At 66.6% G+C, this 12,751-nt stretch carries 10 protein-coding genes; 5 read left to right on the forward strand and 5 right to left on the reverse strand.

Going from position 1 to position 12,751, the window contains the following annotated elements; genetic code table 11:
* Positions 1–9: 9 nt before the first annotated feature.
* Genes F6X61_RS18430 through F6X61_RS18440 form a run of 3 tightly spaced genes read left to right on the forward strand, consistent with a single transcriptional unit; the run spans position 10 to position 5,699 of the window.
* Entirely contained in the window at positions 10–1,149 is a 1,140-nt protein-coding gene (locus F6X61_RS18430; protein ID WP_153787820.1) for a MexC family multidrug efflux RND transporter periplasmic adaptor subunit, read from the forward strand.
* Between the two features lie 15 nt (positions 1,150–1,164).
* Positions 1,165–4,296, forward strand: coding sequence for an efflux RND transporter permease subunit (locus F6X61_RS18435; RefSeq protein WP_153787821.1), 3,132 nt, complete (start codon positions 1,165–1,167; stop codon positions 4,294–4,296).
* Entirely contained in the window at positions 4,296–5,699 is a 1,404-nt protein-coding gene (locus tag F6X61_RS18440; RefSeq protein WP_153787822.1) for an efflux transporter outer membrane subunit, read from the forward strand. Before F6X61_RS18435 ends, F6X61_RS18440 begins: the two co-directional genes overlap by 1 nt.
* A 194-nt stretch (positions 5,700–5,893) precedes the next feature.
* Here F6X61_RS18440 and F6X61_RS18445 read toward each other — a convergent pair whose 3' ends face one another.
* The 3 genes from F6X61_RS18445 to F6X61_RS18455 form a co-directional block, all read right to left on the reverse strand.
* Positions 5,894–6,451, reverse strand: coding sequence for a TetR/AcrR family transcriptional regulator (locus F6X61_RS18445; RefSeq protein ID WP_153787823.1), 558 nt, complete (start codon positions 6,449–6,451; stop codon positions 5,894–5,896).
* A gap of 158 nt (positions 6,452–6,609) precedes the next feature.
* Positions 6,610–8,610 (reverse strand): U32 family peptidase, encoded by a 2,001-nt coding sequence (locus F6X61_RS18450; protein ID WP_153787824.1) that lies wholly within the window; start codon positions 8,608–8,610, stop codon positions 6,610–6,612.
* Positions 8,611–8,772: 162 nt separating this feature from the next.
* Complete coding sequence (locus F6X61_RS18455) at positions 8,773–9,153, reverse strand: RidA family protein (protein WP_153787825.1); 381 nt, start codon at positions 9,151–9,153, stop codon at positions 8,773–8,775.
* A gap of 170 nt (positions 9,154–9,323) precedes the next feature.
* Between F6X61_RS18455 and F6X61_RS18460 the strand changes: the two genes are divergently transcribed.
* A complete protein-coding gene (locus F6X61_RS18460; protein WP_153787826.1) occupies positions 9,324–10,025 on the forward strand; it encodes a tRNA (adenine(22)-N(1))-methyltransferase TrmK in 702 nt (233 codons plus the stop codon).
* Here the strand turns inward: F6X61_RS18460 and F6X61_RS18465 are convergent.
* Positions 10,022–11,320 carry an MFS transporter gene (locus F6X61_RS18465; protein ID WP_153787827.1) on the reverse strand — a complete coding sequence of 433 codons (1,299 nt, stop codon included), beginning with the start codon at positions 11,318–11,320 and terminating at the stop codon, positions 10,022–10,024. The two genes, F6X61_RS18460 and F6X61_RS18465, sit on opposite strands and share 4 nt — an antisense overlap.
* A 117-nt stretch (positions 11,321–11,437) precedes the next feature.
* Positions 11,438–11,698, reverse strand: coding sequence for a DUF2790 domain-containing protein (locus F6X61_RS18470; RefSeq protein WP_153787828.1), 261 nt, complete (start codon positions 11,696–11,698; stop codon positions 11,438–11,440).
* A gap of 113 nt (positions 11,699–11,811) precedes the next feature.
* Here F6X61_RS18470 and F6X61_RS18475 point away from each other — a divergent pair, with 113 nt between their 5' ends.
* On the forward strand, positions 11,812–12,744 hold the full coding sequence (locus tag F6X61_RS18475) for a LysR family transcriptional regulator (RefSeq protein WP_153787829.1): 933 nt from the start codon (positions 11,812–11,814) through the stop codon (positions 12,742–12,744).
* The last annotated feature ends 7 nt before the right edge of the window (positions 12,745–12,751 follow it).

Below are 12,751 nucleotides of genomic sequence, written 5' to 3' on the forward strand. Positions count from 1 at the left end.
GGTGATGTGATGAGCAACTTGCGTGCAATTGGGGTGGCCAGTTGGCTGGCGGTGGCCGTGGCGCTGGCCGGGTGTGACTCGGCGGGCGAACCGCAGGCCGAGGCGCCGGCAGCAGTCCCGGTGCAACTGGTGACCGTGGCCAGCGAGCCGCTGAGCCTGGCTTCGACCCTGCCGGGCCGGGTCGAACCGATGCGGGTGGCGCAAGTGCGGGCCCGGGTCGCCGGTATCGTGCTGCACAAGCGTTTCGAGGAGGGTGCCGACGTCAAGGCCGGCGATGTGCTGTTCCAGATCGACCCGGCGCCGTTCCAGGCTGCCCTGGCGCGCGCCAATGGCGACCTGGCACGGGCCCAGGCGGTGCAGCAGGAAGCTCAGGCGCGGGTCAAGCGCTATGAGCCGCTGGTGAAGATCGAAGCCGTCAGCCGCCAGGACTTCGACAGCGCCAACGCCACGTTGCGCAGCGCCCAGGCCGAGGTACGTTCAGCCCAGGCGGATGTCCAGACGGCGCGGCTGAACCTGGGCTATGCCACGGTCACGGCACCGATCTCCGGCCGTATCGGCCGCGCCCTGGTCACCGAAGGTGCGCTGGTGGGGCAGGGCGACGCCACGTTGATGGCGCGGATCCAGCAGCTCGACCCGATCTACGTCGACTTCACCCAGTCCGCCGCCGATGCCCTGCGCCTGCGTCAGGCCCTGCAGGACGGCGCGCTGGCCGGTGGCGACACGGCGCTCATGGCCCAGGTTGAAGGCACCGACTACCAGCGCCAGGGCACCCTGATGTTCACCGACGTCGAGGTTGATCGCGGCACCGGCCAGGTCACCCTGCGCGGGCGCTTCGATAACGCCGACGGCACCCTGTTGCCTGGCATGTACGTGCGGGTGCGCACCCCGCAGGGCACCGACCGCCAGGCCATCCTGGTGCCGCAACGCGCCGTGCAGCGCGGCAGCGACGGCGAAGCACGGGTGATGGTGGTGGGCACCGGCAACCTGGCCGAGGCCCGCGCCGTACGTACCGGGGTGATGCAGGGCGCCCGTTGGCAGATCACCGAAGGGTTGCGCGAAGGCGACCAGGTGATCGTCGGCAGCCCGGCCGGCCTGGCCCCTGGCATGCCGGTCAGCCCGGCCCAGCCACAGCAAACCGCAGCGCGTTGAGGCGAGGGTAGCGAAATGTCCAAGTTCTTCATCAATCGGCCGAACTTCGCCTGGGTCGTGGCGCTGTTCATCTCACTGGCCGGGCTGCTGGTGATCCCGCTGCTGCCGGTGGCCCAGTACCCCAACGTCGCCCCGCCGCAGATCACGGTCACCGCCACCTATCCGGGCGCATCGGCCAAGGTGCTGGTGGAGTCGGTGACCAGCGTCATCGAAGAGTCCCTCAACGGTGCCAAGAACCTGTTGTACTTCGAGTCCACCAACAACTCCAACGGGGTGGCCGAGGTGGTGGTGACCTTCGAGCCCGGGACCAACCCCGAACTTGCCCAGGTCGATGTGCAGAACCGCCTGAAGAAGGCCGAGGCACGCATGCCCCAGGCGGTGCTGACCCAAGGGCTGCAGGTGGAGCAGAGCAGCGCGGGCTTTCTGCTGATCTATGCGCTCAACTACAAGCAAGGCTTCGAAAAGGCCGACACCACGGCCTTGGGCGACTACGCCGCACGCAACATCAACAACGAGCTGCGCCGGGTGCCGGGCGTGGGCAAGCTGCAGTTCTTCTCCTCGGAAGCGGCCATGCGCGTGTGGGTCGACCCACAGAAGCTGGTGGGCTACGGCCTGAGTATCGACGATGTCGGCAACGCCATCCGTGGCCAGAACGTGCAGGTGCCGGCCGGCAGCTTCGGCAGCGCGCCAGGCGCCAGCGAGCAGGAACTGACCGCGACCCTGGCCGTGCAAGGCACCCTGGACGACCCCGAGGCGTTCGGCCGCGTGGTGCTGCGCGCCAACCCGGACGGCTCGCTGGTGCGCCTGGCCGACGTGGCGCGCCTGCAAGTCGGCATGGAAAGCTACAACTTCGGTTCGCGCCTGGACGGCAAGCCGGCAGTGGCCGGCGCGGTGCAGCTGGCGCCGGGCGCCAACGCCCTGAAAACCGCCGAGCTGGTCAAGGCGCGCCTGGCCGAACTGTCCGCGTTCTTCCCTGAAGGCGTGGAGTACTCGGTGCCTTACGACACCTCGCGGTTCGTCGACGTGGCCATCGAGAAGGTCATCCATACCCTGCTCGAAGCCATGGTGCTGGTGTTCCTGGTGATGTTCCTGTTCCTGCAGAACATCCGCTACACCCTGATCCCCTCGATCGTGGTGCCGGTGTGCCTGCTGGGCACGCTGATGGTGATGAAGTTGCTCGGCTTCTCGGTGAACATGATGACCATGTTCGGCATGGTACTGGCCATCGGCATCCTGGTGGACGACGCCATCGTGGTGGTGGAGAACGTAGAGCGGTTGATGGCCGAAGAGGGCTTGTCGCCGGTGCAGGCGACCATCAAGGCCATGGGGCAGGTGTCCGGTGCGATCATCGGCATCACCCTGGTGCTGTCGGCCGTGTTCATGCCGCTGGCGTTCATGTCCGGCTCGGTGGGGGTGATCTACCAGCAGTTCTCGCTGTCGCTGGCGGTGTCGATCCTGTTCTCGGGCTTCCTGGCCCTGACCTTCACCCCGGCGCTGTGCGCCACGCTGCTCAAGCCGGTGCCCGCGGGCCACCATGAAAAGCGCGGCTTCTTCGGTGCCTTCAACCGCGGCTTCGCGCGCCTTACCGATCGCTACTCGGCGTTGAACAGCGCGCTGGTCCAACGTGCCGGGCGCTACATGCTGGTGTACGCCGGCATCCTGGCCATGCTCGGTTATTTCTACCTGCGCCTGCCGGAGTCCTTCGTGCCGGTCGAAGACCAGGGCTACGCCATCGTCGACGTGCAACTGCCGCCGGGCGCCAGCCGGGTACGTACCGATGCCACCGGTCAGGCCCTCGAGCAGTTTCTGATGTCCCGCGAGGCGGTGGCCTCGGCGTTCGTGGTCAGCGGTTTCAGCTTCTCTGGCATGGGGGACAATGCCGCGCTGGCCTTCCCGACCTTCAAGGACTGGTCGTTGCGCGGCGCGGACCAGTCGGCTGCGGCCGAGATCGACGCCATCAACGCGCGCTTCGCCGCCCATGGCGACGGCACCCTCACCGCCGTGAACCCACCGCCGATCGACGGCCTGGGCAATGCCGGTGGCTTCGCCCTGCGCCTGATGGACCGTGGCGGCCTGGGCCGCGAAGCGCTGCTGGCCGCCCGCGACCAGCTGCTGGCCGGTGCCAACGGCAACCCGGTGATTCTGTACGCGATGATGGAAGGTCTGGCGGAGTCGCCGCAGCTGCGGGTACAGATCGACCGTGAGCAGGCACGCGCCCTAGGCGTGAGCTTCGAGGCCATCAACAGTACCCTGGCCACCGCCTTTGGTTCGGCGGTGATCAACGACTTCACCAACGCCGGGCGTCAGCAGCGCGTGGTGGTGCAGGCCGAACAAGGCGAGCGCATGACCCCGGAAAGCGTGCTGCGCCTTTATGCACCCAACGCCAACGGTGAGCAGGTGCCGTTCAGCGCCTTCGTCACCACACGTTGGGAAGAAGGGCCGGTGCAACTGGTGCGCTACAACGGCTACCCGTCGATTCGCATCGCCGGTGACGCGGCGCCGGGCCACAGCACCGGCCAGGCCATGGCCGAGATGGAGCGCTTGGTCAGTGAGCTGCCGCCCGGCATCGGCTATGCCTGGACGGGCCTTTCGTACCAGGAGAAGGTCTCCAGCGGCCAGGCCGGCAGCCTGTTCGCCCTGGCCATCCTGGTGGTGTTCCTGCTGTTGGTGGCGCTGTATGAAAGCTGGGCGATCCCGTTGACGGTGATGCTGATCGTGCCGATCGGCGCCCTGGGCGCGGTGTTGGCGGTGATGGTCACCGGCATGCCCAACGACGTGTACTTCAAGGTCGGCCTGATCACCATCATCGGCCTGGCGGCGAAGAACGCCATCCTGATCGTCGAGTTCGCCAAGGAGCTGTGGGAGAAGGGCTATAGCCTGCGTGACGCCGCCATCGAGGCCGCGCGCCTGCGTTTCCGCCCGATCGTGATGACCTCCATGGCCTTCATCCTCGGCGTGGTACCGCTGGCCATCGCCAGCGGCGCCGGTGCGGCGAGCCAGCGTGCCATCGGCACCGGGGTGATCGGCGGCATGCTCAGCGCCACGCTGCTGGGGGTGGTGTTCGTACCGATCTGTTTCGTCTGGGTGCTGTCGTTGCTCAAACGCAAGCCTGCGCCTGTGCCACAGGCGGTCGAGGTGGCCAAGTGATGTTCATGGCTAATCGTGTACTTCCGTTGGTCCTGGCCCTGACCCTGGCGGGCTGTTCCCTGGCGCCGACCTATGAGCGCCCCGAGGCGCCGGTGCCGGCGCAGTGGGGCGACGCTGGCGGGCATCAAGGCCCGATGGTGGATCAGCTTGACTGGCAGGCATTCATCGTCGACCCGGTGCTGCTTCAGCTGGTGGGCGCCGCGTTGGGCAACAACCGTTCGTTGCGTCAGACCCTGCTCGACATCGACCAGGCCCGCGCGCAATACCGTATCCAGCGCGCCGACCGGGTGCCCGGCCTGAATGCCGCTGCATCGGGCAATCGCCAGCATCTGCCGGCGCAGTTGTCGAGCAATGGCCGTGAGGGCGTCAGCAGCACCTATCAGGTGGGGCTGGCACTGCCGGAGTACGAGCTGGACCTGTTCGGCCGGGTCAAGAGCCTGAGCGATGCGGCGCTGGAGCAGTACCTGGCCAGCGAGGAGGTCGGCCGTGCCGCGCACATCGCCTTGATCGCCGAAGTCAGCCAGGCCTACCTGACCCTGGATGGCGCCGAGCGCAGCCTGGCGCTGACCCGCCAGACCCTCTCCAGCCGCGAGGATTCCCTGGCCCTGGTCGGCCAGCGCCGCGCCGCCGGCACCGCCACCGCGCTGGACCATCAGGAGGCGCTGGGGCTGGTCGAGCAGTCCAGGGCGGACCTGGAAGCCACGCTGCGCCAGCAACGCCAGGCCTATAACGCCCTGGTGCTGCTGTTGGGCGACGCGCAGGCGGCCAAGCTGATCCCGGGTGAGCGCCCGGACCAGCCGATGGTGCTGCAGGACATTACCCCAGGCCTGCCGTCGGCGCTGATCGAGCGCCGCCCGGACATCCTCGCCGCCGAGCACCGCTTGCGTTCACGCAACGCCGATATCGGTGCGGCGCGGGCGGCGTTCTTCCCGCGCATCAGCCTGACCGGCAGCTTCGGCACCTCCAGTGCGCAGATGTCCGGGTTGTTCGACGGCGGTTCGCGCAGCTGGAGCTTCATGCCGCAGCTGTCGCTGCCCTTGTTCGATGCCGGGCGCAACCGCGCCGGGCTGAGCCTGGCCGAGGCGCGCAAGGATTCGGCGGTGGCGGCCTACGAGGGCACGATCCAGACCGCATTCCGTGAGGTGGCCGATGCCTTGGCCGCCACCGACACGCTACGCCGCGAGGAAGCCGCGCGGCGAGCGCTGGTCGATACCAGCCGGGCGACCGAGGCCCTGGCCAAGGCGCGTTATGAGGGTGGGGTGGATAACCATCTGCGTTACCTGGACGCGCAGCGCAACAACTTCGTCAACGAGGCGGCCTTTATCCAGGCCAGTACCCAACGCCAATTGGCGCTGGTCGACCTGTTCCGCGCCCTGGGGGGCGGCTGGCCGGCAAAGGGCTAGACAACGACTCCTTTGGTTGGGGTATCCAACCGCCTTGCCCTTGGGACCTGTGCCCAAGGGCTTTTTTCTTTCAGCAGGAGACAGAGTGGCCTGTGGGAGCGGCTTTAGCCGCGAAGCTGGCGACGCGGTGGATGGCACCGGCTTTGCCGGTGTTCGCGGCTGAAGCCGCTCCTACAGCGGCGATGTTGCGGGCTTCAGGCGCTCGCCCGCGCCCCGTGGATGAACAACTGCTCCAGGGTCTGCGCCGAGGTGGCGCTGGCCGCCCGGCCGCGGCGCTCGGCGTCGACCATGCTGAAGATCATGCTCAGGAACATCTCGGTGAACACCGCCGCGCTGATGTCGATGCGCAGCGCCCCCAATTGCTGGGCGCGCAGGAAGAACGCATCCATGGCCTGGGTATAGGCATGCCAGCGACGATCCTCGCTGTCGCCCAGCAGGGTATCGGGGCGGTACTGGAACATCAGGAAGGCCAGCATCTCGCGGTGCTTGAGGTGCTCGGCGATCAGGTGGCGCAGCCCGGGTAGCGGCTCGACCTGGGTGAGGTCGGCGTCGCGGATGACCTGATTGAGCACCTGCTCGCCATGGTTCTCAAGCATATCGACCAGGTTGTCGCGGGTGCCGCAGAAGCGGTGCAGGGTGGCCTTGCTGACGCCTGCGGTTTCGGCCAGCTCTTTCAGGGTCGCCCGCGGGTGGACCACCATGGCGTTGGCCAAGGCCTTGAGCAGGCGTTCGTCGTGAGGGGTGGGTTGCATCGGATTGCCTCGCGTGGATCGCATGCTTGGCATTGTGCAGAAAACAGGCAGGTGATCAAGCTAAAAAGTCTCTAGTGAGACTTTAGTGGTTCTTTCTGGCGTAATTCACAGGCAAGCCCGGAGCGGGCTTGCCTGTGAAGGTGCCAAGCGGATACCGATCAATGCGGCGCGCGCGGGATGGTCTTGAGCAGGTCTTCCGGGCTGATGTGCCCGACCACCTGAGCCACGGCGCTACCCGGGGTCGGCAGGTCGATGATGTGCTGCTTCATCTTGCCGATCACATGCATCTCGCACGGCTTGCAGTCGAACTTGAGGGTGAGTACTTCATCGCCCTGGATCAGTTGCATCGGTGCGACCTTGGTACGCACGCCGGTGACGCCCTTGGCCTGCTTGGGGCACAGGTTGAAGGAGAAGCGCAGGCAGTGCTTGGTGATCATCACCGGCACTTCGCCGTGCTCTTCATGGGCCTCGTAGGCAGCGTCGATCAGTTGCACGCCATGGCGGTGGTAGAAGTCGCGGGCCTTCTGGTTATAGACGTTGGCCAAAAACGACAGGTGCGACTCGGGGTACACCGGTGGCGGCGTGGTCTCGGCCTTGCGCGCGCCACGGGGGTGGGCCTTGACCCGCGCCTCGGTCAGCGCCTCGATGGCTTCGCGGCGCAGGGCCTTGAGCTGTGAGTTGGGGATGAAGTAGGCCTGCGGCGCGTCCAGCTCGATGGCGTTGGCGTGGTACATGGTGGTACCCAGCTGGCCGAGCAGGTCGTGCAACTGGTCAAGCGCCTGTTGCGGCTTGTTGGCGGCGCCGAACGGGCCATCCAGGGCCACCTGCACGCTTACGCCTTCCTCGCTGCTGAGGGTCAGCATCAGGCGCTGCTCGCGCAGTACCGCGTGCCACTCGACACCCACCCGGCGTTCGGCCGAGGTGCGCTGCAGGGCTTGCTGCCAGTTGTGGTCGAGGTTGCGCGACAGCGGGTGGTTGGGGCGCAGCTTGTACAGGCCCTCGGGCATTTCGTTGGGCTCGACGCGGTAGCGGTAGCGCTTCTGGCCGTCGTCTTCGGACTCGCTCTTGAGTTCGGCGATGTTGGCGCGGAAACCCACCACCTCACGCTTGACCAGCACATTGAGGCCGTCGCCGTTGCTCAGGGGAACGTCGGTCACCACCTGCAGGTCGCGCTTGCCGACTTTTTCCACCACGCCCACCGGCAGGCCGGTGAAGGTCGGCGAGTCGAAGGCGCCGATGTCGATCTTGCGGTCGCTGACGAAGTAGTCGGTGCTGCCACGGTGGAAGGTCTTGTCCGGGTCGGGCACGAAGAAGTGCTCGGTGCGTCCGCTGGAGGCGCGGGCCAGCTGCGGGCGGCCTTCGAGGATGGCGTCGAGCTCTTTGCGGTAGTGGGCGGTGATGTTCTTCACATAGCCCACGTCCTTGTAGCGGCCCTCGATCTTGAACGAGCGCACACCGGCATCGACCAGGTCGGCCAGGTTGGCGGTCTGGTTGTTGTCCTTCATCGACAGCAGGTGCTTCTCGAAGGCGACCACACGGCCCTGGTCGTCCTTGAGGGTGTACGGCAGGCGGCAGGCCTGGGAGCAGTCGCCACGGTTGGCGCTGCGCCCGGTCTGGGCGTGGGAAATGTTGCACTGGCCGGAGAAGGCCACGCACAGCGCACCGTGGATGAAGAACTCGATGGCCGCGTCGGTTTCGGCGGCGATGGCGCGGATTTCCTGCAGGTTCAGCTCGCGGGCCAGCACCAGCTGCGAGAAACCGGCCTGGTCGAGGAACTTGGCCCGGGCCAGGGTGCGGATGTCGGTCTGGGTGCTGGCGTGCAGCTCGATCGGCGGGATATCCAGCTCCATCACCCCCAGGTCCTGCACGATCAGCGCATCGACCCCGGCGTCATACAGCTGGTGGATCAGCTTGCGCGCTGGCTCCAGCTCGTTGTCGTGGAGGATGGTGTTGATGGTGGTGAACACCCGCGCGTGGTAGCGCCGGGCGAACTCCACCAGCTCGGCGATCTCGCTGACTTCGTTGCAGGCATTGTGGCGCGCGCCGAAGCTCGGGCCGCCGATATAGATGGCGTCAGCGCCGTGCAGGATCGCCTCGCGGGCGATGCTCACGTCACGGGCAGGGCTGAGCAGTTCCAGGTGGTGCTTTGGAAGGGACATGTCGTTATAGGTTCGGGCTGTCACGGTAAGGCGGGCATTGTAGCGGTGAAATGGGGTGGTGGCATCCCCAGGCTGCTGGATGGGGGGCTCAGTGGGGAACTGTTTTATTGCAGGAGCGGCCTTGTGCCGCGAAAGGCCGCTCCTGCAGGGGGCAACTGGGACTCAGCCCTTGGCCGCCATCGCCGTCACTTCCACCTTCATGCCTTCTACCGCCAGCGAGGCCACGCCAACCGCCGCACGCACCGGCCACGGCTTGCTGAAGAAACGCTGGTACACCTCGTTGAACGCCGGACGGTCGGCCATGTCGGTGAGGTAGATGGTCAGGTGCAGCACCCGGTCCATCGAGCTGCCGGCGCGCTCCAGGGCCACTTTCAGCGCCTGCAGGGTGCATTCGCTTTGGCTGGTGATGTCGCCCAGCTCAAGGCTGCCGTCGGCGCGGGTAGGGATCTGGGTGCTGACCAGCACGCCGTTGTACTCGGCCACGTCGGACGAGATGGAGTCCGCGTCCGGGTCCGGGGTGAAGATGATGCCGTCGTTTGCCATGGAATGTTCTGCCTTGCACGGGAGGAAAGCCCGCAAGCCTACGCGAGCGCCAAGGGCGGGTCGAGCCGTGGCCGTGGTCGCGCGGATTTGATAAGCGCGGCCGCCCACGGCAGAATCGCGCCCCGACCCGGCCGCAGGCGCCGGGCCCTGGGTGATCGAAGAGGCAACCGTTGAACCAACACACTTTGTCCACGCGCCTTGAGCGGGTGGCGGCGCATATCCCGGCCGCGGCGCGGCTGGCTGACATCGGCTCGGACCATGGCTACCTGCCGGTGGCGCTGTTGCGCCGTGGCGCGATTGCCGCGGCGGTGGCTGGCGAAGTGGCGCTGACGCCATTCCGGGCCGCGCAACGCACCGTGCGCGAAAACGGCCTGGAGGCACAGGCCACCGTGCGCCTGGCAAGTGGCCTGGCAGCCATCGAGCCGGAAGACGGGATCACTGCCGTGAGTATCTGCGGCATGGGCGGCGAGACCATCCGCGACATCCTCGAGGCCGGCAAACAACGCTTGAGCGGCAAGGAACGCCTGGTGCTGCAGCCCAACGGCGGCGAGCAGCCGCTGCGCCAGTGGTTGATGGACAACGACTACCGCATCCGTTGCGAAGAGGTGTTGAGGGAGAACCGCTTCGACTACGAAATCATCGTTGCCGAACGCTGCGAGGACGTCGCCTACAGTGCCGAGCAGTTGTACTTCGGCCCGTTGCTGATGCAACAGCGCAGCCCGGCGTTCCTGTTCAAGTGGCAGCGCATGCTGCGCCAGAAGCAGCAGACCTTGGACAATTTCGAGCGTGCCCGCCAGCCGGTGCCCGAGGACAAGCAGCAGGACATCGTCCGTCAGGCCCGCTGGATCAGCGAGATGCTCGCCGCGGCCTAGCGCGGGTTGGCCACGCTGGCCGGCACCTTCAGCACCAGCAGCCCGCCGAGCACGATTGCCACCGCCAGCACCTGCAGCGCAAGGCCAGGGCTGTTGGCGGTGTCGCGCATCCAGCCGATCAGGTAGGGCGCGAGGAACGAGGCGATGCTGCCGAACGAGCTGATCATGGCGATCCCTGCCGCCTGGGTGTTGCCCGCGAGGAACGCCGGGGGCAGTTGCCAGAACATCGGCAGCGCGGCACTGGCGCCCATGCCGGCCACGACCAGGCCGCTCATCACCAGCAGTGCATTGCCCGGTGCCAGGCCGGCCACGGCGATACCGGCGGCAGCCATCAGCAGCGGAACACACAGGTGCCAGCGGCGCTCCCGGTGGCGGTCCGACGAGCGCCCGCAAGCGAGCATGAACAGGCAGCCCGCCAGGTAGGGCACGGCGCTGAGCAGGCCGACCTGGCCATCGCTGCCGATCCCGGCGCCATGGATCAGGCTGGGCATCCAGAACGCCAGGGTGTTCACCGCCAGCATCACCGCAAAGTACACCGCCACCAGCAGCCACACCTGGGCGTTGCCCAGCAGGCCCGCCAGCGAACTGACCGGTTTGCGCTGTTCTTCACCGTCCAGTTCCGCGCGCAGGGCGCGTTTCTGTTCGGCGCTGAGCCAGCTGACCTGTTCGAAGCTATCCGGCAGCCACTTGAGCACCACCAGCCCCAGCAGCACCACGGGCAAACCTTCGATCAGGAACATCCACTGCCAGCCGCGCAGGCCGCCGTGGTCATGCAAGGCCTGCAGGATGCCGCCGGACAGCGGCCCGCCGACCACCCCGGCCAAGGGCACGGCGATGGCGAACAGCGCGGTCACCTGGGCCCGGCGCCTGGCCGGGTACCAGCGGTTGAGCACTACCAGGATGCCGGGGAAGAAGCCCGCTTCGGCGACGCCCAGCAAAAAGCGCAAGGTGTAGAAGCCGGCGGCGTCCTGCACCCACAGCATGCCGGTGGACAGCAGCCCCCAGACCACCATCAGCGTGGCGATCCAGCGGCGTGGCCCGACCCGGTCCAGGGCCAGGTTGCTGGGCACGCCGAACAGCGCGTAGGCCACGAAGAACAGGCCGGCGCCCAGGCCGTACACCGTGTCGGAAAAGCCCAGGTCGGCGCTCATCTGCATCTTCGCGAAGCCGATGTTGATGCGGTCGAGGTGGGCGAACAGGTAGCACACCAGCAGCAGCGGCATCAGCCGCCAGGTGACGCGTGCATGGGTGGCGGCCGGCGAATGGGCGGGCAGGGCAGCAGCGGTTTCGATCATGATCGGCTTCCGGAACGTTCTTGTAGTTGTTCCGGACGATCATGGGGCGGCGCGGCAGGTGGGCAAATGCACTTTGGGCAAGACGGCTGGTATTTTTCCCGGCCGTTTGCCCAGGCGTTACAGCTGCGAGCAGTTGCCCATTTCGCGGTAGTCGACCTGGTGGGTCTGGCCCTGGTGGTCGACGTAGACCATGTGCGCGGTGCCTACCTGGCAATCGGCGGCATTGCTGGCCGGGGTGATCGAGATGACCTTGGCCACGTCCAGCGGCATGCCGTATTCGTAGCTGCTGCTCACGGGCTGCTGGGTGGCGCTGTCGGCGAATGCGCCGAACGAGGCGAGGGTGGCGGACAGGGCGAGAAAAGCGATCGAACGTTTCATGACAGGCTCCTCGTTTTCGGGATGTGTCCATGATCCATTCATTGGTGTTTCACAATAAATGGGCTAACCCGTGATAGATTCCTGCCTTTCATGTATGAATGAGAGCCCACCTCATGGACATGCTGCATGCGATGCGCACCTTTGCCCGGGTAGTGGAGTGCGGCAGTTTCGCTGCCGCCGCCAACGCCCTGGACATCTCGGCGGCGCAGGTGTCGCGGATCGTCGCGGAGCTTGAAAACCAGCTGCAGACCCGCCTGCTGCACCGCACCACCCGGCGCCTGCGCATGAGCGAGGCGGGCGAGCGTTTTCTCGAGCGCTCGCGGCAGATCATGCTGCTCACCGAAGAGGCCATGGACGAGGCCCGTGGCGCCCACCTCACGCCCCGCGGTCGGTTGCGCTTGCACTGCACCCATGGCCTGGGCCTGCTGATGATGCCGTTGGTGGCGCGCTACAACGCCTCGTGCCCGGAAGTGGTGATGGAGGTGACCCTGTCGCAGCGCAACCCCGACCCGATGGCCGAAGGGCACGATGTGGTGATCGCCATTGGCCAGGGCTTGCCCGATTCGCAGCTGATCGCCATTCCGTTGGGCAGCATCCACAGCATTCTCTGCGCCTCGCCGGATTACCTGGCCCGGCATGGCGTTCCCAAACTGCCGCAGGACTTGCACGCGCACACCTGCCTGCGCACCGTCGATCCGCTGTTCGAAGAGGACTGGACCTTCGGCAAGGCACCGGATAATTGCGTGATCGTGCCCCAGGACACCTTCCTCACCAATGTCGCCGACGCAATGGTCAAGGCTACCGAGCTGGGCATGGGGGTGGGGTTGCTGCCGTACTACTCGGCCAGCCAGGCGATGCAGGAAGGGCGGCTGTGCCGGTTGCTGGCGCCGTACCGGCTGCGCCAGCGGGAGATCTATGCGATCTACCCGTCGCGGCATTACCTCGATGCCAAGGTGCGGACCTGGATCGATTACCTCAAGGAGCAGTTGCCGTTGCTGTTCCAGGAACACCAACAGATTGTCGACCAGACAGAGTATTGGCGGTAGGTGGAGG

Origin of the sequence: Pseudomonas sp. EMN2 (genome assembly GCF_009650555.1) — a bacterium.
Taxonomy (GTDB): domain Bacteria; phylum Pseudomonadota; class Gammaproteobacteria; order Pseudomonadales; family Pseudomonadaceae; genus Aquipseudomonas; species Aquipseudomonas sichuanensis.

Excerpts from the sequence above, each read along its gene's own strand:
- F6X61_RS18430 (WP_153787820.1), top strand. The coding sequence starts at position 10 with ATGAGCAACTTGCGTGCAATTGGGGTGGCCAGTTGGCTGGCGGTGGCC.
- F6X61_RS18435 (WP_153787821.1), top strand. The coding sequence starts at position 1,165 with ATGTCCAAGTTCTTCATCAATCGGCCGAACTTCGCCTGGGTCGTGGCG.
- F6X61_RS18440 (WP_153787822.1), top strand. The coding sequence starts at position 4,296 with ATGTTCATGGCTAATCGTGTACTTCCGTTGGTCCTGGCCCTGACCCTG.
- F6X61_RS18445 (WP_153787823.1), bottom strand. The coding sequence starts at position 6,451 with ATGCAACCCACCCCTCACGACGAACGCCTGCTCAAGGCCTTGGCCAAC.
- F6X61_RS18450 (WP_153787824.1), bottom strand. The coding sequence starts at position 8,610 with ATGTCCCTTCCAAAGCACCACCTGGAACTGCTCAGCCCTGCCCGTGAC.
- F6X61_RS18455 (WP_153787825.1), bottom strand. The coding sequence starts at position 9,153 with ATGGCAAACGACGGCATCATCTTCACCCCGGACCCGGACGCGGACTCC.
- F6X61_RS18465 (WP_153787827.1), bottom strand. The coding sequence starts at position 11,320 with ATGATCGAAACCGCTGCTGCCCTGCCCGCCCATTCGCCGGCCGCCACC.
- F6X61_RS18470 (WP_153787828.1), bottom strand. The coding sequence starts at position 11,698 with ATGAAACGTTCGATCGCTTTTCTCGCCCTGTCCGCCACCCTCGCCTCG.
- F6X61_RS18475 (WP_153787829.1), top strand. The coding sequence starts at position 11,812 with ATGGACATGCTGCATGCGATGCGCACCTTTGCCCGGGTAGTGGAGTGC.